A 24,326-nucleotide genomic window follows, 5' to 3' on the forward strand; every position below is an offset into this window, starting at 1 on the left:
CTTGTTTAGCAAAAAATTGTCACTAGCAATTTTATGCCCAAAATAGCAAAAGTTTAACCACTTTAACCATTAACCAAATACCTATGCTAAACACCTTTACAAAGCGCCTCGTTGTGCTTTTGGTTGCCTGTATGGCCGTAGAAGAGACCAAAGCGCAATTGTTGGCCGAGTTTGCACAGGTTCCTGATCGATACTCGATCTCCAGGGAACCATCGCTGCCAGAAGTCCTTCGAAAGCTGGAAACCATCTACAAGGTTTCTATTGCTTATCCCTCAGACCTAGCCGACCAGAAATGGTCAACGGAATTCACCCCGAATCGCGACCTTACCATTGACGAAAACCTTTCGAAGCTACTTCAGGATTCAGGGTTAAACTATCGGCAAGGTGTGGGGAGCTTTTACGTCGTTGTCAAAGATGAAAAGGCCCCCGAGCCTAAGGAAACATTGTCTGCTACCGTAGCCCAGAAGGATGAAGCCTTTTTGGAAGAAATCACAGGAGTCGTTGTGGATGAGGAAGGCATGCCTATTCCTGGGGCCAGTGTGCTGGTAAAAGGAACCATGGTCGGTAGTGTGACCGATTTGGATGGTAAATTTTCCTTGGAGGTAGATGCTCCTGACGAAGCCGTTTTGGTGGTGTCCTTCATTGGTTTTGAAAGCAAAGAAGTGACCATTGGCTCAGAAAGCAGCTTGACCATTGTGATGACATCCAGTACAATGGCGCTCAACGAAGTCGTCGTAACGGCCTTTGGCCTCGAGCGGGACAAAAAAGCCTTGGGCTACGCTGTCCAAAGCGTAAAAGGCAACGAAATTACAGAAGCCCAGAATCCAAATGTAGTAAACAGCTTGTCTGGAAGAGTAGCGGGTGTCCAGATCAACAGTAATTCAATGCCAGGAAGTGGTTCCCAGGTGATCATCAGGGGATCTTCTTCCGTGGCAGGGAATAACCAGCCGCTTGTAGTAGTGGACGGCGTTCCCTTGGACCAGACTTCTTCCCGTACGTATGGCAATGGCCTTTCAGAAATTAACCCAGATAATATCAAGGAGATGAACGTGCTCAAAGGAGCCACCGCAGCAGCCCTCTACGGTTCGAGGGCTGCAAATGGCGTGATCATGGTGACCACCAAAGACGGTAAAGGCACCAAGGGCATTGGCGTAGCGATCAATTCCAATATGACATTTGACAATCCATTGGTCAAGCCTGATTTTCAAAACACCTATGGTGGTGGTTCGGGATACAGGACTTATTACGTGGATGGCCGAAATGGTTTTGATGAACAAGGCATTCGGGGCACCGCAGGAGTGGACGAAAGCTGGGGTGCGCCCATGGACGGTAGGTTGGTGCCGCTTTGGTATTCAGCACCCGAGCTAGTCCCCCTTACGCCGCAGCCAAATAACTGGGAAGATTTTTGGGAAACGGGGAAAACAGTCTCGAATAACATCGCCGTGTCGGGCGGTAATGATAAAGGTAACTTTAGGCTATCTGTGGGAAGGCTTGACCAAAAAAGTATCATGTGGAATAATGATTACTACCGAAACAATTTTAAACTGAACACCGGATATAACTTTACCGACAAGCTAAACGTGACCATAAGCGCAGAATATGTGAAATCCGGTTCCGACAACAGGAGGTATTCCGGCAGTTCTGACTTTATTTGGTCGCATCGCCACACTGATTTCACCAAATTGTTTAACTGGAGGGATTATTACGGTATCCAGCGTGAAACTTTCAGGGACGGGGATGATTATCCTTACGCCAACTGGCAGCATGAGTATTTTACCAATCCGTATTTTTTGCAGGAGTACTATACCAATGCCAATGAGAAAGACCGTATGGTGGGAAATATAGCAGTAAATTACCAGTTTACGGATGAGCTTAGCTTGATGGTTCGGACTGGTACAGACTTCTGGACAGATACAAGGCTAAATGTCACAGGGGTAGAAAGGACGAAGAACTTCGTGACCACCAAAGGTTCCTATACGGAAACGGTACTCAGAAGCCAAGAAACCAACAGCGACTTTATCTTCACCTATGATAAGGAGTTTTCAAATACATTTTCCCTTAAAGCCCAGGTTGGCGGGATCAACCGGACCAATTATTATAAGCGAAATTATGTGAATGTGACGGAATTGACCATTGATGGGTTATATAACTTAAGCAACTATGCAAGTCCCGTGACACCCGAAAGTACCATTCGCGAGCAGGAAGTAAACAGCTTGTTTGGTTCGGCTACACTTGGCTTCAACAACTATCTTTTTTTGGATGTAACCGGCCGTAACGACTGGTCCAGTACCTTGCCAGTGGACAATAATTCCTTCTTTTATCCGTCAGTTGCCTTAAGTGCAGTGGTGACGGATATTTTCAATGTACAAAGTCGAGTGCTTTCATTTGCGAAGCTACGCGCGAGTTGGGCGCAGGTGGGAAGTGATGCGAGTCCTTATATGCTCAGTCAAGTGTATAATTCTGAAGGACTCTGGGCTGGGACGACCCCTACCTATGCGAATGCCAGTGAAATCGCCAACGTAAACCTAAAGCCGGAAATTACCACGGGTAAAGAAATAGGCTTGGACATGCGGTTTTTGGAGGGTAGGATTGGCTTGGACTTCACCTATTATCATCAGTCAACGACAAACCAAATCTTGGCCGTGGCCATCTCCAGTTCCTCAGGCTATGCCAGTCAGGTGCTTAATGCTGGAGAGATCACCAACAAAGGTGTGGAATTAATGGTATATGGCACGCCTATAAAGTCCGAGACAGGGTTGACCTGGGACATGTCCTTTAACTTTTCCAGAAACCGAAACTTGGTAGTGGAACTAGCAGAAGGATTGGAAAATTACACGCTGGCCAGTCAAAACAGTTTGACTTCCGAGGCGAGAGTAGGGCAGCCATACGGGACCCTGTATGGTAGAAGGTACCTAAGATCACCAGAGGGTGAAATTGTTTACAGCGATGGGCTTCCGCAGTTGGAGTCCGGGACTTTTGCCTTAGGTAATATCCAGCCTGATTGGATGGGTGGATTCTCCAATAATTTCAATTATAAGAATTGGTCACTTGGGGCACTGATCGATATCCGGATGGGCGGTGATCTGTTTGATGTCGGTACTGGTCTAGCACGTAAGACCGGACAATATGCCGAAACTGCCATCGGTAGGGAAGAAGGTGTGATTGGAGCTGGCGTGATGAATGTCGGTACAGAAGAAACCCCTGTGTACGTCCAAAATGACGTCATCGTAGATGCCGGTACTTTCTGGAATGCCCAAAATCCCAGAACATATCACGAGGCAGGAATCTTTGATGGAAGCTATGTGAAGTTGAGGGAATTGACATTGGGCTATTCATTCCCAAAAAACTTCCTGGGCAATAACTTTATCCAGTCCATGAAGCTTTCTGCAGTGGGAAGAAACTTGGCGATTTTGTTCAAAAATCATCCACACATGGATCCCCAGGTGGATATGAAAGGTGGCAATGCCCAAGGATTTTCCTATGGGGAGCAGCCATCTACCAGAAGTATAGGTTTTAACCTAAACGTAACTTTTTGATCCAGTCGAACACCTAAACACAAACGTGCTATGAAGAAAAGTCTAATAAAAATATATACCCTTCTTATGATTCCCGTGGCAGGTCTGATACTAAACGGATGTACAGGAGAGTTTGAAGAAATGAACGTGGATCCCAACAACCCGACCAGTATCTCTCCGGCCTTGTTGTTGCCAAATGCCATTCAGGTGTCAGTAGACCGTTATTGGGGGCACAGTTCACGATTTCAGCGATTGAATATCGACGCAGCCATGTGTTGGATGCAGCATCTGGCGAGAAACATCTATATCAATGTGGAAGGAGATAGCTATGAGATTCCGTTGACCGTTTCCTCCGGGACTTGGGATGCACTCTATAACGACGCCTTGGTCAACTTTGAGAGTGTTCAGCGGCTTTCGGGGCAAGGTGGCGAATTTGAAAATCGTAATTATTACGGTGTCGCTCTTGTGATGAAGGCCTTTACCTTTTCCTACATGACAGATGTCTTCGGTCCCATTCCTTATTCAGAGGCCCTGAAGGGAACAGCCGAAAATCCTATAAACTCCCCTAAATATGATTCCATGGAGGATATATATGCAGGTTTGATGGAGGACTTGCGCTTGGCAAATGAAAGCCTTAATGCGGATGGTCCCGCCATCTCGGGAGATATTCTATTTGATGGTGATGTCATGCGGTGGAAGAAATTTGCCAATTCCTTGAGGTTAAAGCTTGCCAATCACCAGGCAGCCCAAAAGCCAGCCGAGTCACAGGCAGTAATGGCGGAGATTTTAGAGGATCCATCTACCTACCCTGTGTTCACTAGCAATGAGGATTTTGCCCAGCTCATGCATGTTGATGTTATTGGCAGTAGAAATAAGATGTTTGACGTATTTTCTACCCGTTCAGATTGGAACATTAGCCAAACACTGATCAATGAACTGCTGGAGCTGGATGATGAGCGCATTACCGTGTATGCCCAGCCATTGGCTGATGGGTCCTATGCCGGGCTTCCCAATGGCCTCACAGATGCAGCGGCGGGTAATTATGCTGCCAGTGTTATCGGTACCAAATTTCTTGATCCGACCGCTCCAAGTATCTTGATGAGTTATGCGGAATTACTCTTTATAGAGGCGGAGGCAGCTTTGGATGGAGATATTGACGGAGATCCTGCTGCATTGTTGGAGGAAGCTATTGCTGCATCTTTTGACCAACATGACCTGGAAATGCCTTCAGATTATATGGCCCGGATTGGCGAAGTAAATAAAGAGACCATTATGACACAGAAATGGCTGGCCTTGTTTGGTCAAGGTGTCGAGGCTTGGACAGAATATAGAAGGACTGGGTTCCCGGTGTTTCCACCACCAAATCCTGATGCGGTATTTTACAACGAAGGAGTACTGCCTACCCGGTTGGAGTATCCTACTTCTGAATATTCACTTAATAAAGCGGCGCTGGACGAAGGCTTGAGGCTATTGGGTGGTGAAGATACCATGCGGACGCCCTTATGGTGGGTAGAAGACTAAGTGTCCTTATTGTTGATTGTCAACATTCTCAAAACTGATTATTATGAAAAACAAGATGTATAAAAAAATAGGGGTTTTACTCGCTTGCATTCCTTTACTGTTTGCATGCGAAGATGCTGTTGAATTGGCCACTCCCAATGTGGCCTCACCGGTATTGGTGGTGGTTGATGGTAGCGCTTTCCCGTCCGACAGTGATGTGGCGGTTACGGCCAAGTTTATGGAGTTGGACAAGACCGGTATTCTGGATAATGCTGTAGGGATTGATTCGATACCGGTCAGGGATTTGGAGATCACTGTTTGGATCAACCAGACAGAAGAAGTTTCCACCTTGGTGACAGATGGAGATGGGGAAGCTGCCTTGAGCGTAAGCTGGGCGGCTTTGGGGCTAGAGGTTCCTGGAAGTGGTGATCAGGTCCGGCTGGAGTTTGCTGGAACCCATGATAATATTGCTTTCAGAAAATACCATACCGTAAGAGTGGAATAGCGTTCTGCTAAAGATTAGTTAGTGATTAGTAATGGGTAATTCTATAGGTCGGAAACCTGGACGGTATAGCTGTTCAGGTTTTTTTTATGGTAATGTATTAATGAGTCAAAATCAGGATTTGATGTGGGCAGTCGATTCAGCTTATGGTCACACACCGCTTCTTTGGCTTTTCTTTTTCCTCCTTGGACACGGTTCAGGATATGATTACAGGTAAGCCAGCTGAGATCTTAATGGCCCGTCTAGTCTGAAAGCCATCCAAGATGTTTAGGGTCAATCGGAAAGGTGGGGGGAGTTTTCTTGATCGGATATTTGACTCTTAGGCAGTTTTTAATGGTTCTGTAAATGATGTTGTGAGTCTGTTTGTGATAATTTTTTTGTTTAATATAGGGTGCTATTTTAACCTTTAATTTATCATTTTGTGTTTTTCTGTATAAAATAGGTTTAAAAATACACTTGATATGGAGGTTTTGGTTGTAGAGGTTGACATATATATAGAAGCCCGAAATAATTGATGCATAAGTACCAGAAGCCCCTTTCTGGTTTTGACAGTACAGTAAGCCCTTACTAGTAGGAAGTTTAGATATCGAATTCATCAATTTTCAAAATATTAAACCATTTCAACCATGACAACAAAAATCAATAGAAGAGCTTGGCTAAAATCCAGTTTATTGGCCGCAGGCGGAATAGGCTTAGCACCAAGTTTGGTAGCAGGTACCTCTAGTGTATCCTCTCATGTGGCTCCCATGAATCCACAGAGTTTATTGTGGGAGCATGATCCGATGTATAAGGATAGTGTCCCAGCGCTGAGGGCACGCTTATTGGCCAATGAAAACCCGTATGGGCCATCAAAGAAAGTGGTTTCGACCATTTCTGATGCCGTTTCCTTGGGCAATCGCTATGCGCACAGCGATGCGGCGACATTGATCGAGATGATCGCCGAAAAGGAAGGAGTGACCAAAGATCATATCATGCTCGGCCCAGGTTCTACTGATTTGCTGGAAAAAACCGCCATCGTACGATTTCTTGAAGGGGGGAACATCGTTTCGGCAGATCCTTCTTACATGTCACTGATCAATACATCCAGAAGGATCGGAGCCACTTGGAAGCCGATTCCCTTGACGGCTGATTTTTCCCATGATTTGGACGGAATGGCCAAGGCCGTGGACAGTGACACCAAATTGGTATATATCTGTAACCCAAACAATCCGACAGGATCTATTACCGAAGCAGGCAAGTTGAAATCGTTCTGTAAATCCGTAGCCGCTAAAACTCCGATTTTTGTGGATGAAGCCTATTTGGAGTTTATGGATAAGCCAGAGGACAATACCATGGTAGGCTTAGTGGCCGAAGGACATGATGTGATTGTGGCCAGGACATTTAGCAAGATCCACGGCATGGCGGGATTGCGAATTGGCTATATCGTCGCTCAACCGGAAAGAATCGAAAGTATCACTGATATGGTGCGCAGTACCATGGGGCTTTCTGTCACTTCCTTGAAAGGAGCCATTGTCAGTGTCCAAGAAGATACATTCCTCGCGGAGTGTAAAGCCATGAACAAGGAGTGCCGTGATTATGTGTTTAGTGAGCTGACCGCTATGGGATATGATGTCGTCCCCTCCAACACCAGTTTTATGATTTTCCCAATCCAGATGGAAGGTAAGGAGTTTTTGAAGTCCATGTTTGCCGAAGGCGTAGGGGTAAGGGCTTATAACTTCCTCGACAAGCCTTGGTGCCGTGTGAGTATGGGGACAATGTCCGAAATGGAGATTTTCCTCGAAGCCTTCAAGAAAGTTACTGCCTAATAAAAACTAGCCTATCATGAGTATAGCTATACAAAAGACCCTTTCACTGTTACTGTTAATTGTGATAGGGTTTTTACTAAAGAGTAAATTAAACAAGGAAGAACACAAAAAGGGATTGAAGATCATCATCCTGAACATTGCTTTGCCGGCGATTATATTTGTGGCCTTACTTAAAATACAAATCCAGCCTGATTTATTGTTTTTGCCTATTCTGGCATTGGTGTTCAATTTATTGATGCTGTTGGTGGGCAAGTACGTGCTGCCACTCTATGGTATCGAAAATGACACCCCAACGATGCGGACCTTGCTGATGTTATTGCCCTCCCTGGCGCCAGGGCTCTCTTGCTTTCCTTTTTTGGTGGAGTATTTGGGAGATGAAGCGCTTGCTTGGGGAGCATTGGCAGATATCGGAAACAAAGTGTTTGTGTTAATCTTGACCTATTTGCTTGCCATGCAGTGGTATTACAGGGCCAATAGCAGCGTCAATCACAGCGGAAACCAGAAGGTGAAAGGGCTTTTGCTGTCCATGCTCAATGAACCCATCAATATGGTCATGATTTTGGCCATTGTACTGTTGGGCTTCGGGATTACAATTGATAGTCTTCCTCTATTCCTGAGCGATGCTGTCTTGCAGATGAAAGCCATGATGACGCCACTGATCTTGATATTCATCGGGGTAGCAGCAGTGCTGAAATGGGATCAGCTTAAGATGATCGTGGCGCTATTGGCATTCAGGTCTGGTATTACCTTTATCATCAGTGGCTTGCTGGTGACGTTCTTACCTTTACCAAATGAAGCGGCCATTTTACTGGCAGTGGTATTTCCTCAGAGTGCTTGTAGCTTTTGGCCATTTGCCCATATGTCTGCCGTATCGGCAATGGAGAAAAAAGAATTAGCAGGGGGAGAGACATTTGATTTGACACTTGGGCTCAATATTCTGGCAGTATCGTTGCCTTTCAGTACCTTGGTGATCCTTGGTGTGTTCTCTTCGGGGAGTTATTTCCTGAGTCCATACCATATCTTCTTGTGCGGACTCAGCCTAATGCTATTGGCTGCGGTTCCCGTGGTCATTCAGTTGATTAAAAAGTCAAGCGTCCGCTATGAGCTTTCGGAGGAAGAACCTGCAGAGTAAACCATAAACCAAAAATACAGTTGAATGTTGTTAATTTGTGGGATTATAGGAGCCTCGCGCTAGTGGGGCTTTTATTTTTTTCTCCAGTGAATTGTGGAGGCTTTTGATGAAAGGTTGTTTTTCCCGCAGCTGCTTGAGAGAGGTGCGGTAGGTTTTTATCTTTCTGAGATCTGGAAAGCTAAGTTTATTTTTGGAAAGGGAGTATGCAATGGTCAGTGTCGGGAAATTGGCCAAGAGAATGAGTTGTTGGATGCCTTCGGTGGAAATCGGATGGAACCCCAGCTTTTTTGCAGCATTGTCCTGAAGGATGTACGAAGTGCCCTCCAAGACCATTTGGTCATGCACTGCATCTTGATGTTTCTCTATGAAATTGAGCAAGCCCTTCAAGTAACCCAAAAGAATCCATTGTGTCCGTGCGTAACCGGGAAGGTTAAAATCCAACACATAAAAATAGTCAAATAAGGTCCCTCCGTGAAATACGGTTTTATCATTGTCCAGCCTTTCTGTAATGAACATGGGGGAATAGTAAACCAGTTTGCCACTTCTTTTGCCCATGGGGGTGTCGATAAATGGAGCAACGATCATGATCAGGGGTGCCACAAGAATGCTGATCCAATATTGTTTAGTAAGAAAAGCAACAGCAAGGGTGAAGGCAAATACCATAAAAACAGCTATACTGATGAGGATAATAAACCTCTTCTGGCTTTTTTCTGATTTATTGTAAAAGCGGTGTTTCATGAAATTGGTTTGAATTTGCTCCTAAAGATGGTTTTTCAATATAAACCCAGAATACCAATGTCGTTTAGTTAGTGTGAATTTGGAAATATTGGTTCTATTATTTTTATGCTAAATTCCAAGATGGTCTTCACCTCTTTACCTTTGTTACTTTTTTGACCTGAAGCAAAAAAGTAACCAAAAAACCCCGCCGCTACGCCACGGCGCACAGGTGTGCAGCTATTGGGCTAAAATTAAAACCTTCCCTCATGCAGGCAAACTCCTCCTGTCTAAAGCCAAGCAGGCTTATCTAAAGCCAGGTAAACCTTTTCTAGCTGCCAACGTTCTTTTTGGGCAGCATTTCGTAAAACAAGCCTGCCTTTTTGCCCACCCGCTATTTAATTTCTTAACCCCCAATAGCTGCAAGGCGGATCCATTTTATACATGTTTAAAAAGGCCATGGATTAAAACCATAATTTTCTCAATGAACGATCCGTATTGGGAAATCTTCTTAACTAAACGAGATTGCCCAGAATACCCATTAGCCTATCTACGCTGCGGCGTTCAAGTATAGGCGACTGATTCGCCGTGGCGGACAAAATCAGTAGTTAAACTATTAACTTTCGGTTTTATCCGGCGGCCAGGCAGTGTACATTGTAACGCTACTTCGTTCACACCTCCAAACACACTGCTGGACTCAAAACGATTTCTGTGGTATAAACCAGATCAAAGGTAAAAATATATCATAACTTCTACTGAAACTTGAGTAACCTGCTCAGGGAAATCGCTTTTACCCCATGAAGTTATTTAATTCTGGCAAAAAGCGCCAGACCGAGCGGAGTCGAGGTCCAACGTCTAGCCTTCGACTCCGCTCAGGCTGACAACTTTTTACTAATAGTTTAAAAGCGATTTCCCTGGTGACCTGCTGTTGAGATTAGGTTTTTTTTACTTTTTTTATATAATTTTTTACTTTTTTTCAGTAGAATGATGTTTGGTGAATTTAAGTAATGTTTGTTGGAGTTTCTTTGTGTGTCGTATTTTTTATGGTTTTTAAGTGGATTGTTTTGATTGTTAGCTAAACACGGTTTTTGCGAGTTGTTTTTTTAGGAAGAGCGTTGGTGGTTATGGTGATCTAGTCAGGGGAAAAGGTACGTACATAAATTCCGAATCGATTCACAAAGGTGGAATCCGAAAAGCCTTCAAAAGAGTAGGAAACTTTAACCAAAAATTAAACACAATGAAATTTCAAGAATTGAATCAATCAGAATTGAAAGAAGTAAATGGTGGATTTTTAGGCGGTCTATTGGGCGGCGAAGAAGGTGGATCAAAAGGAGGACTCTTAGGAGGACTGAGCATCCAATTCAGCTCTGAGTCTATGGACGATGATGGTGAAATGCAGAAAAGCAGCTTTGGAATCGAACTTTCCGACTTGGGTTCGTTTGAAAATATATTCAGAGACTAATCTGTTAATCACGATAGGAAAAGACAGCATGTAATTGCTGTCTTTTTTTATTCCTAAAACCATGAACAACAGGATTTTTCCATCGGATATTGTTAAGCACACCTCAGATTATCACTTTCGCTACTACCATAAAAGCTCGATCGTGATCTATCAGGTAATATTGGTATTGGTGATGGTAGTCTTGTTATCCTTGTTTTTTATTAAAGTGGATGTATCGGTAAAGGGATTGGGGATTTTAAAATCCGAAACACCACGGACCACCGTGAGGTCGCTTGTCAGTGGCCAGATTGACGAGGTGTTTGTGAAGGAGAATGATAAAGTATCCAAGGGAGAGCTGCTTTTCACGATTCAGTCTTCCATACTTAACGAAAAAAACCGTCTTTATGACAGCCAGATAGGAGATTTGGAAGCAAAAATGGGGGATTTAAGAAAATTGATCCGGTTATGTCGCCAAAATCTATGGGAAAAAGTGCCCCATCTGAATTCGTCCCAATATCAGCAAGAGGCCAACTATTTCTATCAGAAGCTTTCCGATATTCGCTCCCAGTATGCCATTGTCAAGAAGAACTATGAACGATCGAGAACACTATTCGATGTAGGGGCGATATCCGAGCTCGAAATGGATAAGGTCACCCTTAGTCACGATAATGCCAAAAGTGACATTTATGTGACTGTGGATCAACAGGCGGCAATATGGCAATCTGTCCTGAGTGACCTTGAGCAGCAGTTGAAGCACCTGCAATCAGTGGATTCCCAGCTTCAGGAAGAAAAGGATTTTTACCGTGTCAAGGCCCCATTGACAGGCTATATACAGGACATCAAGGGAATTACGCCAGGAGCTGCGGTCACACCAAATTTCCAACTAGGGGAAATTTCTCCAGTCGGTGGCACCGTAGCCGAAATACGGGTTTCACCAGAAAACATTGGATTGCTGAAACCAGAAGGGCCTGTCAGTATTCAAGTAGATTCTTTCAATTACAATGAATGGGGATTGTTACAAGGAGAAGTGCTTTCCATTTCTAACGACGCCTTTATGGGAGACGGGCGAGCCCCCTATTTTAAGGTGATCTGTTCTTTGGATCAGGATTACCTGGAATTGAAAAATGGGTATAAGGGATATTTGAAAAAAGGGATGACCCTTCAGGCAAGGTTTGTACTTACGGAAAGAAGGTTGATACAGCTGTTGTTTGATCAGGCGGATGACTGGGTGAACCCAAATTTGGTTGAAAAATAAAGCAGATACACTTGGCAATTCACACACCATAAACTGGGCTATCATGAGCATGAAGAATTTTTTTGGGTTTAAAAACAGCTATAAACGCACAGAGGTAAAGCAGCATGATTTTACGGATTGTGGTGCAGCCTGTTTGGCGGCAGTGGCCTCTTTTCATCATTTAGAAATGCCGATTGCCAAAATCAGGCAAATGGCTTCCACAGACCGGAAAGGCACCAATGTCCTGGGGCTGATCGAGGCTGCCAAGAAGCTGGGATTTGATACCAAGGGAATCAGGCTGGAAGCAGACCAGCTGGAATTGGTACCGGTGCCGGTGATTGCCCATGTGATCGTAAAAAAAGTCCTGCATCACTATGTGGTGGTATTGGAAGTAAAAAAGGACAAGGTGCTGTTGATGGATCCTGCAGAAGGAAAAGTCAAGGAGGTAGATCGCCAAATATTTGAGGAGATGTGGACAGGTGTGATGCTTTTGTTGCAGCCTGGTGAGACGTTCGAAAGGGGAGATTTTAAAGCGAGTATTTTCCAACGGTTTTGGTTTTTGCTTAAGCCCCATAAGCGGATATTGACCCAGGTGTTACTCGGCGCGATCGTGGCTACTATTCTCGGATTGGCATCTTCTTTTTATCTCCAAAAGATCATTGACAATGTCCTTCCTGAGGGAAATCAGAACCTGCTAAACCTGATGGGGATCTGCATGGTGGTGATATTGGTCTTTCGGATCATTATTAGCTTTACCAAGTCAATTTTGACCGTCCAGACAGGCCAAAAGATAGATGCTCGCCTTATTCTAGGTTATTATAAACATTTGCTAAAGCTTCCACAGTCTTTTTTTGATAATATGCGGACTGGGGAAATCATCTCCAGGATAAATGATGCCGTCAAGATCCGAACATTCATCAATGATGTCATCATCGGTTTTGTGATCAATGTATTTGTCGTGGTTTTTTCATTTTCGTTGATGTTTGTCTTTTATTGGAAACTTGCACTTTTCGTTTTGCTGATCATCCCGATTTATGCTACCATTTATTATTTCTCCAATAAGGTCAACAGCAAAACACAGCGGCAGTTAATGGAAGATAATGCTGAATTGGAGTCGCAGCTGGTAGAATCTGTCAATGCTATAAGTACGATTAAGCGTTTTGGACTGGAGGATTTTACCAATATGAGGACGGAGTCCAGATTTGTGGGCCTGCTAAAATCCGTTTATGCCTCCAGTATCAATAGTATCTGGATAGGGAGTTCCAGCACTTTTAGTACTTCTTTGTTTACCATCTTACTGCTTTGGATTGGGAGTTCTTTTGTGCTGGACAATGAGCTGACCGCAGGGGAATTGCTCTCGTTTTATGCGATAATGGGATATTTTACCAAACCTGTGGCCAGTTTTATCGGGATGAACAAGCTGATCCAAGATGCCCTGATTGCTGCGGACCGGTTGTTTGAGATCATGGATGTAGATGTAGAGGAAAATGAGAAGTCCATGGAGCTTACAGCTGATAAACTTGGCGATATTCGTTTTATGGACGTGGAATTTCGTTATGGTACCAGAAAAGACGTTTTCAAGCAATTGGATTTAGATATTCCCTTAGGGAAAATCACGGCTATTGTTGGCGAGTCAGGATCAGGGAAATCAACCCTGCTTTCCCTGCTTCAAAAGATTTATCCACTGGATGGAGGGAGGATAACCATCGGAGAGTATGACTTGAAATATATCGATCAATATTCCTTAAGAAAACTTGTAGGCGTAGTACCACAGGACATTCACTTATTTGCTGGATCAGTGATGGATAATTTGGCGCTGGGCGAATTTAACCCTGATATGACCAAAGTAATCAAGATTTGTAAGCGGCTAGGGATTTTAAATTTTATTGAGTCCTTGCCAAAAGGATTTGACACCTATATCGGCGAAAATGGAGTGACCCTTTCCGGTGGCCAGCGGCAACGATTGGCCATTGCAAGGGCCTTGTACAAAGAACCGGAGGTGTTGATTTTCGATGAGGCCACTTCATCTTTAGACAGTTATTCAGAGTCATTTGTGAACGAAGTACTCCAATCGCTCCAGAAAGAAGGAAAGACGGTAGTGGTGATTGCTCATAGGCTTAGTAGCGTGATGCAGGCGGATCAGATTTTGGTGTTGAAAGAAGGGAAACTCGTGGAAAAAGGAAACCACACCTCTCTGATCAAAGCAGAAGGGGTTTATCATGAAATGTGGAAGCGGCAAGTGCCCACCAGCGTTTTGGTGGAGTGATTTTCCTGATGGTTGATCGTGGTTTTTTGGTGGTCAATTGAAGCAATAACCTGAGCTCGACTTAATTTTAGTATAAAAAGCGTCATACGAACCATTTTAAGGAGGATGTGGGTTGGAAAAGGGTGTGGCAATCCCGAAACTGCCACGGCTTCCACCCCTCAAATCTCCCTCTAAGCCTCGCAGTGACGATTTTATAATCGAACTGCGGTTAATATTGTGTTGTTAACCGGTTTTTGTGATGCCATTTGCTGCCCTAAGTGGCGCACTGGAGTAATTCCCTATGCTTTCGCTTTTTTACATCGATCAGCCCGGGGACAAGTCTGCAGTGCTTTTCTGCCCAGGTAGGATGGATGCCCAGGGCTTGGAACCGGCTGATTTTCTTGTGCTTTTTTACCATCCCGACATTCCTCCCAAGAGGCGATTGTACCTCCTCTTACATAATCCGGATTGAGCTTCACTTATTTCCCTGTATTTGCCGCAAAGAAAGGCATACTTTCATCAAAAAAAACCTATTTTTGAGATTGCATTGGAACTGGGAAACAACGTGGTTAAAAATCAATTTTGATTTGGTACCGACAAAAAAGGATTAAATATGAAAATAGGAATCGCAGCGGATCATGGAGGATTTGATCAAAAACAGGAGCTGTTTGAATACCTCCATAGCAATGGACATGATGTAACTGATTTTGGGGCTTTTGAATTTGACGAATCGGATGATTATCCGGACAAAGTAAAGCCACTGGCCATCGCCGTATCCAAAGGAGAAATTCAGAAGGGCATCGCAATATGTGGCAGTGGAGTAGGGGTGACGGTAGCCGCTAACAAGGTGCCCGGTGTGAGGGCAGCTTTGATTACAGAGCCATATAGTGCCCATCAAGGAGTGGAGCATGACAATATGAACCTTATGTGCCTTGGAGGACGAGTGATGGGTGGAGTCGTGCTTAAGGAGTTGGTAGAGATTTTTATCACGGCAGAATATGTCGAGGAGGAGCGTTTTCAGCGACGGTTGAGAAAAGTCGAAGACCTAGAGAAGGAATTCCGAAAATAACGCATACTAAACAACGAAGTAGAATCACAAAAAGAATAGAATGAAACAATTCGACTTTGGAATTGTCGGACTGGGAGTAATGGGGAAAAACCTCTTGCTCAATATGGCCGATCATGGCTTTTCCGTCGCTGGTTTGGACCTGGATCAGGAAAAGGCCAAATCCCTTGAAAAAGAAGCCGAAGGCGCCCAAGATATAAAAGGATTCACCGCAGCTGAAAAATTCGTATCTTCTCTGAAAAGTCCGCGGGCGATCATGCTTTTGGTGCCGGCAGGAAAGCCGGTAGATGCCGCGATAGGTTCCCTCATGCCATTATTGGATAAAGATGATATTGTGGTGGATGGCGGTAATTCTTATTTCCCGGATACAGAACGTCGATTTACGGAACTGGCCCAGAGGAATATTCATTTCTTCGGGATGGGGATATCGGGAGGAGAGAAAGGAGCCCGGTTTGGACCTAGTATGATGCCAGGAGGCGATGCACAAGCTTATGAACGGCTCAGGCCGATTTTTGAAGCCATTGCGGCCAAGGTAGATGGGGAGCCTTGTGTGACTTACCTTGGGAAAGGTGCAGCGGGAAACTACGTGAAAATGGTGCACAATGGTATTGAATATGGCATCATGCAGCTGATTGCAGAAGCCTATGATGTCATGAAGCAGGCGCTTGGATATTCGGACAATAAGATCCAGGAGATTTTCCAGTCATGGAACCGTACGGAGCTACAGTCTTTTTTAGTGGAGATTACCGCGCTGATCCTGAACAAGAAAGATGAAGAAACGGGCAAGCAGCTGCTGACGCTAATCTCTGACCAGGCAAGATCCAAAGGTACTGGGAAATGGACCAGCCAAGATGCGATGGACCTTCAGGCTCCCGTGCCGGTAATAGATATGGCGGTTTTGATGCGCGACATTTCGAAATATAAGGAAGAGCGGCTAGAAGCGGCCAAGACCCTTACTTGGGCAGGCGAAGTGGAAACGGATACCAATGCGGAAATGCTTAAAAATGCGCTATACTTTGCCATGATCAATACCTATGCTCAGGGAATGGCGCAACTTCGACTGGCTTCAGAAGCATATGGCTACGGACTCAATCTGGAGGAAGTGGCCAAAATATGGCGGGGAGGATGTATTATCCGTGCGGCCTGCCTGGATGATTTTCGAAAGGCTTTTACAAAAACACCTGATCTGCCCAATTTATTGTTGGACAAAGCCATCGGTGCAGACTTGGTGGCGCGTCAAAAAGACATCAGGACAGTGGTGAAAGTAGCGGTAGAAAAAGGCATTCCAGTTCCGGGATTTATGGCCGCACTTAGCTATTTTGACGCTTACCGCAGTGAGCGATTGTCCACCAATGTGATCCAAGCCCAGCGTGATTTCTTTGGTGCCCATCAATTTGAACGAATAGATAGAGAAGGGTTGTTTCATGCCCAGTGGGAATAAATGACCTGAAAAAGTTTTGATACAATTATGAGTGAAAAAATAAAAACAACCAAAAAAGCAGCCCCTACCATTATCGTTATTTTTGGAGGCACAGGAGACTTGGCGAAGCGAAAGCTGGTACCGGCTTTTTATAACCTGTACTTGGATGGCTGGATGCCCAATAAATTTGCCATTATCGGTTTGGGACGCACGGAACTGGATGATGCATCCTACAGGGACAGGCTGTTTGATGGTCTTACGGAATTTTCTAGGAACGGTAAACCAAAGAAGGACAAGTGGGATGCTTTTTATCCGTCCATTTCGTATTTCCAATCCAATATCAATGATGGAAAATCTTATCAAGACCTATCATCCCAACTTGATAAAATAGATGAGGAATGGGGCGAAAGGGCAAATAGGCTGTTTTACCTTTCCGTGGCACCGCGATTTATTGAGACCGTAACACTAAATCTTAAGGATTCTGGCTTGGCAAGCAGTGAGGTCAAAGACCGGATCATTATCGAGAAGCCTTTTGGTACCAATAAAGCGACGGCCATAGAGCTGAACAATATGCTGAGAAGGACATTTCAGGAGGAACAGATCTATCGCATAGACCACTACTTGGGTAAAGAGACCGTCCAAAATATCTTGGCGTTCCGGTTTGCCAATGCGCTTTTTGAGCCGTTGTGGAATCGAAACTATATCGACTATGTCCAGATCACTGTGGCCGAACAAGTGGGAGTGGAAGACCGTGGAGGCTACTACGAAGAGTCAGGAGCACTCAAAGACATGATCCAAAACCACCTCTTGCAGATCTTGACCATGGTGGCTATGGAGGCACCGGTGTCCTTTGATGCGGAAGAGATCAGGAATAGAAAGGCTGATGTTCTCCGTGCAGTAAGAAGGATAAAGCCAGAGGACGTCCATAAATTTGCCGTCAGGGGTCAATATGGTCCTGGATGGGTAGAAGGCAAGAAAGTACCGGGGTACCGTGAGGAGAGTGGGGTGGACAAAAACTCCGCTACTGAAACCTACGCAGCCATTAAATTTTACCTGGACAACTGGAGATGGCAAGGAGTTCCCTTTTACCTAAGAACAGGTAAAAGGATGCCCGTGAAAACTTCTTCGGTAACCATTCAGTTTAGGCCAGTGCCCCACAGTACCTTTTCCAGGGAGCAGGCGGACAGTGTGATGCCGAATAGGCTCACCATCAACCTCCAGCCACAAATGGATATTCGATTGCGCTTTACGGTAAAACGCCATGGTCTGGAAATGAACCTTAACCAAGCGGATATGATCTATGATTATGACGCCTGTAGCACCCAGACTCCGGAGGCCTATGAAACCCTGCTTTTGGATGCCATGAGAGGGGATCCTACCTTGTTTATGCGATCGGATCAAGTAGAAGAAGCTTGGGATGTGATTGATTCCATTTTGGAGGTTTGGGAAAACAGGCCTTCACTTGATTTTCCAAATTATGCTGCAGGAGCCTGGGGGCCTGAAAATGCAGAAGCCCTGATCGCCAAAGATGGTCACGTCTGGGCATTAAATTTACAAAAAGACTAATTCATGATGATTCAAATAGAACAAGACCCAGCCAAATTAGGTGAAGTAGCTGCAGAACTTTTTGTAAAGTCAGCAAAAGCTGCCATCGAATCAAAGGGAAAGTTCAATGTGGCCCTTACGGGAGGAAGCTCTCCGAAAGGACTCTATCGCCTACTGGCTGAGGAGAAGTATAAATCCCAAGTAGAATGGGACAAGGTATTTGTTTTTTGGGGCGACGAGCGTTGGGTGTCCCTTGACGATGATCAAAGCAATGCAGGGATGGCCTATGAAATGCTGCTGGATCATGTCCCGGTTTTGAAAGAGCATGTTTTTCCCATGTGGGCAGCCGGCATTACCCCTGAGGCAAGGGCACAGGAATATACCGGCTACCTCAAAAAGGAACTTGGCGAAGAAGGAGTTTTTGACCTGATCTTATTGGGAATGGGGGATGATGGACATTGTGCCTCCTTATTTCCAGGTACTGCGGTACTGCAGGAGGAAAACAAATGGGTGGAAGGGTATTTCCTCAAATCCAAGGATATCCACCGTATCACCTTGACAGCACCCCTGATCAATAAGGCCAAAAAAATTGTCTTTTTTGTATTTGGAGAAAACAAAGCCAATGCGCTATATGAGGTGCTGGAGGGAGTGCGAAATCCCACAGAATATCCTTCCCAAATGATTCAACCAATAGCCGGAGATGTGCAATGGTTGGTGGATGAGGCTGCTGCCAGTAAGCTCAAGAATGTTTAATGCATGATCGTGCAAATATTATTTTAATATAAAGGATAAAAAAGGAGGTGTTTACCTCCTTTTTTATTGCTATTTTAAGGTGAAATTTATGATAGTATATGATAATCTAACGAATGTCTAGCATGATAGTCAAAAACAATAACGATGGTAAAAAAGGCTTTTTTGCAGCAATGGAAGATGACGAAGAGGCGGGGCAAATGACCTTTACTTTTGCAGGAGAGGACAGGTTGATTGTTGACCATACGGAAGTCAATCCTGATTTTAAGGGGCAGGGAGTTGGGAAATTGATGCTGATGAACTTAGTGGATTTTGCCAGGAAAAATCAATATAAAGTCATTCCACTTTGCCCTTTTGCAAAATCCGTTTTTAGCAAAGAAGAAAAGATCAGGGATGTCCTTTTTACCTGAGGAAAGAAGTCTGTTGAAAACCAGGTTGTAGCAGCTCATTTTGTCCGCGTCGGCGTGTGCAAGTTAATGCCATACTCCGAGGTATAAATAGATTTAGCATTAACGGGAGAACATATTGAACCATTTTTTTGCCTATCAGTAAGAATTAAGCTCCATTGAATGATTTTTTTTGATTAGTATTCAATTATATAATTATATTTAAGGATATGAATTTTTCAAATGGACTGTTCAAAAGTCTATATGAAGGATAGATAAACCCGTTTAAATTAACCAGCTTAAGATGAAGAAAAATAAGAATAATACGCTGCAAAAAGCAGGTGAAAGAAGAGATTTTTTAAAGAAGAGTGCACTGGCCCTTGGGGCGGTAAGTATTGTGCCGAGTCACGTGCTTTTTTCGAAACCTGAAATCAGGGATAAACAAGGTAAATTGATCCGAAAAGCTTCCATCGTTCCCAGTGACCGTGTGAATTTGGCCTGTGTGGGGATTGGAAACAGGGGAGGGCAAGTGATCAATGCGATTGATGAAACTGGCCATGCCAATATCGTTACGCTGTGTGATGTGGATATGGGAGCAGAGCATACCTTGGAGAGCATGAACAAGTTTCCCAAAGCAACACGTTTTCAAGATTTCAGGGAAATGCTGGACAAGAACAGCGACCAATTTGATGCCGTCATGGTAGCAACGCCTGATTTTTCTCATTTTCCCGTGACCATGGCTGCGATGGCCGCCGGCAAAGGTGTATATGTGGAAAAGCCATTGGCCAGGACTTTCAATGAAATAGAACTCTTAATGAAAGCGGCTGATAAGTACGGTGTGGTGACGCAAATGGGAAATCAAGGACACTCCGAAGCCAACTATTTTCAGTTTAAGGCCTGGGTGGATGCTGGAATCATTAAGGACGTTACGGACATCACTTGCCACATGAATGGCCGCAGGAGATGGCATGGCTGGGATACCAATATGAACAAATTTCCGGCCGCCGAAACTGTTCCGGATTCTTTGGACTGGGATACGTGGTTGACTACTGCCCAGTACCATGATTACAACCATGATTTTATCAATGGCCAGTGGCGTTGTTGGTATGATTTTGGAATGGGAGCACTGGGTGATTGGGGTGCCCATATTATGGATACTTTCCATCAATTTCTTGATCTTGGTTTGCCCTATGAAGTGGATCCCGTGAAAATTGAAGGGCATAATGGACTGTTTTATCCACAGGCTACTACCTTGGACTTTAAGTTTCCCAAAAGAGGGAAAATGCCAAAAGTAAATGTTAGCTGGTACGATGGTATGGACAATATCCCTGAAGTACCGGAAGGATATGGTTCTTCCGAACTGGATGCAGATATCCCAGCGGCCAGTAATGGGAAGATCCAACCGGCAAAGCTAAATCCTGGAAAGATTATTTACAGTAAAGACCTGACCTTCAAGGGAGGCTCTCATGGCAGCACGTTGTCGATCATTCCGGAAGAAAAGGCTAAAGCCATGGCTGGTAAATTACCCGAAGTGCCCGAAAGCCCTTCCAATCATTTTGCAAATTTCTTATTGGCCTGTAAAGGAGAGGAAGATACCCGATCTCCATTCTCCATCGCTGGTCCACTCAGCCAGGTGTTTACCTTAGGAACACTTGCCCAGCGGCTAAATGCCAAATTGGAGTTTGACCGAGATACCAAAACCATTACAAATAATGAATTCGCCAATGCCCTTTTGGTGGGACCACCACCAAGGAAGGGCTGGGAAGGATACTATAAAGTTTAAAAAAATGGCGGGTTGTTTGACTTTCTTCATCAACCCGCCATACACTTTTTTATTTGACGCAGCTATTTGTCGGATTGTTAACAATTGAGGATTTAACCATCCGTTTTTCTTGTGTCTGGTGACTATTTTCTACCCAGGAAGTAATTGATCCCAAAAGAGAAATGTTGCCCGTTTCCGCCAAAGTTTGGCGTGATGTCGGCTTTCTGATTACTGTTCATATTCTTGGATACCGATAGTCCGCCCGGTGTATAGTAGGCTTCAATGCCAAACCGAGGGGAGAGGCGATATTGTGCACCGAGTTGGATGTCAGCGGTAAAGTTGCTTTGATTATAGGAATAAGGTTGACCTGGAAGATTTTTATCCCCCTTTTCTTTGTAAAACGAATTGCTAAGCCCTACAAACGGCATGAATTTTTCGGTGACCTTAAAGTACTTTCTTAATAGAATTCCTCCACCGTATATCGTGCTATTGGCACGGGTAGTATTACCGTCAGCCAAGGTGGTGTATTTTTGTGACCTTGCGCCGATTCTTCCCTCTATTCCGGCATAAAAACCATTTCCAAAAAACTTCCCGATGCCAGGCGTGAAATAGTAGCTGAATGATGTTAGCTCATCACTCATGTTTTCAGGTAGGGAGTATGGGGAGTCTTGTTTACTGTACTGGAAGTTTATCCCTGACCGGATTACTAGATCGTCCTCATTGAATTGAGCATTGGAAGTCGTAGTTGAAAGGAGGCTGATCATTACTGTGAAAATTGAAATAAAACAAAAATACCTGTTCATAATTTAAAGAGTTTATAGTTTACATAATTATATGGTGTTGAAATTATAACAACTGAATAGGCATTTTAAATTGAATGGGTTAAAAAATGTTAGGATTAAGTTATGTTAACAAAATCATAGGCAGATTTAAGGGCATTTAAGATTTCCAATCACTTAATCGCTTGCCCGTTTTGTTTTTGATGAACTTATAGAGGTGACTTTCGTCCACAAAGCCAAATTCAACCGTTAGTTGTTTATAACTCAATTGACCTTTGTGCAACAATTTCAATATAAGTTTTAAACGGTATTGGCTAACATAATCCTTAAGTGAAATGCCCATGTTATGTTTAAACCAAGGCCCTATATAATTGGGACTGAAGTAAAATCGATCTGCTAAATGTTGCAAGGTCAATTTTGATGGTTCACGAATATGGTGATCGATGTATTCCAGTATTTCTTCTGCAATAGGCCGGTCAATGGGCGCGCTTTCGGTGGTGAGTGATTTTAAGTTTCTGTCCAAAATGATCATTATGGACACCAGCAGTTGATAAATAAGGGAGGGATCATCATTTTCGGCTTCTTCTGAAACAATGAGCTCAAACAATAAAGAGATTTTATTTTTGTCAGCAGCATTGGTCAAAAGACTTGCCCTTTTTCTCTCTGGGTGTTTTAGCACGTGATTTGTAAGCTGATTCCAAGTTTCCGGTACATTAATAGCCGGAGGGTGATTGATATACCTTTTGGTGAATTTGAAATAAACGAATTTAGTTTTTTCTTCAATGATAAATTCATGCTTGTCCGAAGGACCAAGCATGAATACATCTCCCATTTCATAAGTGAGCGTACGACCATTTAAGTGATGCGATCCTTTGCCATGCTTTATAAAAATGATTTCATAATGGTTATGATTGTGGATGGGATGTTCCCATTTTACAGCCTCAAAAACCTGGACGATGACATCATCAAATTGTTTGTATCGCTTCATCATTGATTTTTACCTAAATACCATTGAAATATACATAAAAATATGTAGTCCAGATGCGTTGTATATACATATCATTCGTAAAAAAATTCACAACCTCGTTTCATTAATGAGGCTAAAACTAAAGTAGCATGGATCTTCAATTAAAAGGTAAAAAAGTATTGGTGACGGGCTCTACCGCAGGAATAGGCCATTCGATTGCCCAAGTGCTGGCAGAAGAAGGAGCCAGTGTTATTATCAATGGTCGGAAAGCGGAAGATGTCCGACAAAAAGTGGCCGAGCTCAAAGCAGATACGGGTAATCAAAACATCACAGGAATAGCAGCTGATTTTGGCAAGAAGGATGAGATATCGGCACTGCTTGAAGAACTTCCGGAAGTAGATGTATTGGTGAATAATGTCGGGATCTTTAATCAAGTTGATTTTGAGGATATCTCCGATGAAGCATGGCAGGAGATGTTTGACATAAACGTCATGAGCGGTGTACGGCTGTCACGGCATTATTTCCCAAAAATGCTTGAGAAAGACTGGGGGCGGATCATTTTTATCTCTAGTGAATCAGCGCTCAACATACCGACAGAAATGGTACACTACGGCATGAGCAAAACGGCTCAATTAGCCATCTCAAGGGGACTGGCACGACTGAGCAAAGGAACTAATGTAACGGTAAACGCCGTGCTTCCTGGCCCCACCTGGAGCAGGGCCAATAAGAAGGGATTAGAAGAGCAAGCCCAAGAAGAAGGAAAACCAACAGAAAAAGTCCTTCAGGAATTTTTTGAGAATCGCCGCCCCACTTCCTTAATCCAACGGTTTGCCGAAAGTAGGGAAGTGGCAAATTTGGTGGCCTATGTAGCGAGCCCATTATCCGCGGCGACGAATGGAGCTTCGCTAAGGGTAGATGGAGGTGTAGTCAATTCAATCATTTAAATCATAATAATCTATGAAAGTTCTATTGATCGGTGGTCAGGGTACTATCGGAAAACACATTGCCAACAAACTTGATAAAGATGATGAAGTCCTTACAGTGGGACGAAATTCAGGAGATTTTCAGGCAGATATACAAGATATCAATTCCTTAAAAGATCTCTTTGAAAAAACGGGTAAAGTAGATGCCGTCGTTATTACAGCGGGATCAGCTCCTGTAAAGCCTTTGAGAGAGATGTCTCCGGAGGATTTTCATGCTGGTATTGCGGATAAGATGATGGGGCAGATCAATGTAGCACTGGTGGCATTTGATCAGATAAATCCTGGAGGAAGTATTACCTTGACCACGGGGATTCTGGCGGAAGATCCTATTCCCAACGGTACCATACTCAGTACGGTAAACAATGCCGTAAATGGTTTTGTGATTGGCAGCTATGGGGAATTGATCCAGCGTAATATCCGGATCAATGCCGTCAGTCCTGCTCTGGTAGAGGATTCTTATGAAGCATTGGGAAAGTACTTTCCTGGACATACACCCGCCAAAATGGGACATGTCGCGGACGCTTACGTGAAAAGTATAAAAACATTAATTACCGGTCAGATTATAAAAGTCGGATAGGTT

General features: G+C 44.0%; 19 protein-coding genes. 16 read left to right on the forward strand and 3 right to left on the reverse strand.

Features of this window, described 5'->3' with window-relative positions:
* Positions 1-83 precede the first annotated feature (83 nt).
* The 5 genes from FDP09_RS13360 (at position 84) to FDP09_RS13380 (ending at position 8,454) form a co-directional block, all read left to right on the forward strand.
* Positions 84-3,536 carry a SusC/RagA family TonB-linked outer membrane protein gene (locus FDP09_RS13360; RefSeq protein ID WP_137403142.1) on the forward strand — a complete coding sequence of 1,151 codons (3,453 nt, stop codon included), beginning with the start codon at positions 84-86 and terminating at the stop codon, positions 3,534-3,536.
* 30 nt (positions 3,537-3,566) lie between these two features.
* Positions 3,567-5,036 (forward strand): SusD/RagB family nutrient-binding outer membrane lipoprotein, encoded by a 1,470-nt coding sequence (locus FDP09_RS13365; protein WP_137403143.1) that lies wholly within the window; start codon positions 3,567-3,569, stop codon positions 5,034-5,036.
* A 43-nt stretch (positions 5,037-5,079) separates the two neighbouring features.
* Positions 5,080-5,520 carry a hypothetical protein gene (locus tag FDP09_RS13370; RefSeq protein WP_137403144.1) on the forward strand — a complete coding sequence of 147 codons (441 nt, stop codon included), beginning with the start codon at positions 5,080-5,082 and terminating at the stop codon, positions 5,518-5,520.
* Positions 5,521-6,143: 623 nt separating this feature from the next.
* Positions 6,144-7,322 (forward strand): pyridoxal phosphate-dependent aminotransferase, encoded by a 1,179-nt coding sequence (locus FDP09_RS13375; RefSeq protein WP_137403145.1) that lies wholly within the window; start codon positions 6,144-6,146, stop codon positions 7,320-7,322.
* Between the two features lie 16 nt (positions 7,323-7,338).
* Positions 7,339-8,454: an AEC family transporter gene (locus FDP09_RS13380; RefSeq protein ID WP_137403146.1), complete on the forward strand. Its 1,116-nt coding sequence runs from the start codon at positions 7,339-7,341 to the stop codon at positions 8,452-8,454.
* A gap of 30 nt (positions 8,455-8,484) precedes the next feature.
* Here the strand turns inward: FDP09_RS13380 and FDP09_RS13385 are convergent, their stop codons facing one another.
* Positions 8,485-9,192, reverse strand: coding sequence for a hypothetical protein (locus FDP09_RS13385; protein WP_137403147.1), 708 nt, complete (start codon positions 9,190-9,192; stop codon positions 8,485-8,487).
* Positions 9,193-10,405: 1,213 nt separating this feature from the next.
* On the opposite strand from FDP09_RS13385, the gene FDP09_RS13390 reads away from it, so the two are divergent.
* The 9 genes from FDP09_RS13390 to FDP09_RS13430 all read left to right on the forward strand — a co-directional run bounded on the left by FDP09_RS13390 (position 10,406) and on the right by FDP09_RS13430 (position 21,038).
* Entirely contained in the window at positions 10,406-10,630 is a 225-nt protein-coding gene (locus FDP09_RS13390) for a bacteriocin (RefSeq protein WP_137403148.1), read from the forward strand.
* 61 nt (positions 10,631-10,691) lie between these two features.
* Positions 10,692-11,864: an HlyD family secretion protein gene (locus FDP09_RS13395; RefSeq protein ID WP_137403149.1), complete on the forward strand. Its 1,173-nt coding sequence runs from the start codon at positions 10,692-10,694 to the stop codon at positions 11,862-11,864.
* Between the two features lie 43 nt (positions 11,865-11,907).
* The gene (locus FDP09_RS13400) at positions 11,908-14,109 is read left to right on the forward strand and encodes a peptidase domain-containing ABC transporter (RefSeq protein ID WP_229683371.1); all 2,202 of its coding nucleotides are present in this window, start codon (positions 11,908-11,910) and stop codon (positions 14,107-14,109) included.
* A gap of 592 nt (positions 14,110-14,701) precedes the next feature.
* A complete protein-coding gene (locus FDP09_RS13405) occupies positions 14,702-15,157 on the forward strand; it encodes an RpiB/LacA/LacB family sugar-phosphate isomerase (RefSeq protein WP_137403150.1) in 456 nt (151 codons plus the stop codon).
* Positions 15,158-15,197: 40 nt separating this feature from the next.
* Complete coding sequence (gene gndA, locus FDP09_RS13410; RefSeq protein WP_137403151.1) at positions 15,198-16,595, forward strand: NADP-dependent phosphogluconate dehydrogenase; 1,398 nt, start codon at positions 15,198-15,200, stop codon at positions 16,593-16,595.
* Between the two features lie 27 nt (positions 16,596-16,622).
* Positions 16,623-18,140, forward strand: a complete 1,518-nt coding sequence (gene zwf / locus FDP09_RS13415; RefSeq protein WP_222840286.1) for a glucose-6-phosphate dehydrogenase — start codon at positions 16,623-16,625, stop codon at positions 18,138-18,140.
* Positions 18,141-18,143: 3 nt separating this feature from the next.
* Positions 18,144-18,872, forward strand: coding sequence for a 6-phosphogluconolactonase (gene pgl / locus FDP09_RS13420; RefSeq protein WP_229683370.1), 729 nt, complete (start codon positions 18,144-18,146; stop codon positions 18,870-18,872).
* Positions 18,873-18,985: 113 nt separating this feature from the next.
* Entirely contained in the window at positions 18,986-19,279 is a 294-nt protein-coding gene (locus FDP09_RS13425; RefSeq protein WP_229683369.1) for a GNAT family N-acetyltransferase, read from the forward strand.
* 280 nt (positions 19,280-19,559) lie between these two features.
* On the forward strand, positions 19,560-21,038 hold the full coding sequence (locus FDP09_RS13430) for a Gfo/Idh/MocA family oxidoreductase (RefSeq protein WP_137403153.1): 1,479 nt from the start codon (positions 19,560-19,562) through the stop codon (positions 21,036-21,038).
* A gap of 122 nt (positions 21,039-21,160) precedes the next feature.
* Here FDP09_RS13430 and FDP09_RS13435 read toward each other — a convergent pair whose 3' ends face one another.
* Complete coding sequence (locus FDP09_RS13435) at positions 21,161-21,781, reverse strand: outer membrane beta-barrel protein (RefSeq protein ID WP_187328672.1); 621 nt, start codon at positions 21,779-21,781, stop codon at positions 21,161-21,163.
* 175 nt (positions 21,782-21,956) lie between these two features.
* Positions 21,957-22,787 carry a helix-turn-helix domain-containing protein gene (locus tag FDP09_RS13440; protein ID WP_137403155.1) on the reverse strand — a complete coding sequence of 277 codons (831 nt, stop codon included), beginning with the start codon at positions 22,785-22,787 and terminating at the stop codon, positions 21,957-21,959.
* Between the two features lie 125 nt (positions 22,788-22,912).
* On the opposite strand from FDP09_RS13440, the gene FDP09_RS13445 reads away from it, so the two are divergent.
* Both FDP09_RS13445 and FDP09_RS13450 read left to right on the forward strand, forming a co-directional pair.
* Positions 22,913-23,707, forward strand: coding sequence for an SDR family NAD(P)-dependent oxidoreductase (locus FDP09_RS13445; protein WP_137403156.1), 795 nt, complete (start codon positions 22,913-22,915; stop codon positions 23,705-23,707).
* 13 nt (positions 23,708-23,720) lie between these two features.
* Positions 23,721-24,323 (forward strand): short chain dehydrogenase, encoded by a 603-nt coding sequence (locus FDP09_RS13450; protein WP_137403157.1) that lies wholly within the window; start codon positions 23,721-23,723, stop codon positions 24,321-24,323.
* Positions 24,324-24,326 lie beyond the last annotated feature (3 nt).

The sequence above is a fragment of the Echinicola rosea genome (assembly GCF_005281475.1).
GTDB lineage: Bacteria > Bacteroidota > Bacteroidia > Cytophagales > Cyclobacteriaceae > Echinicola > Echinicola rosea.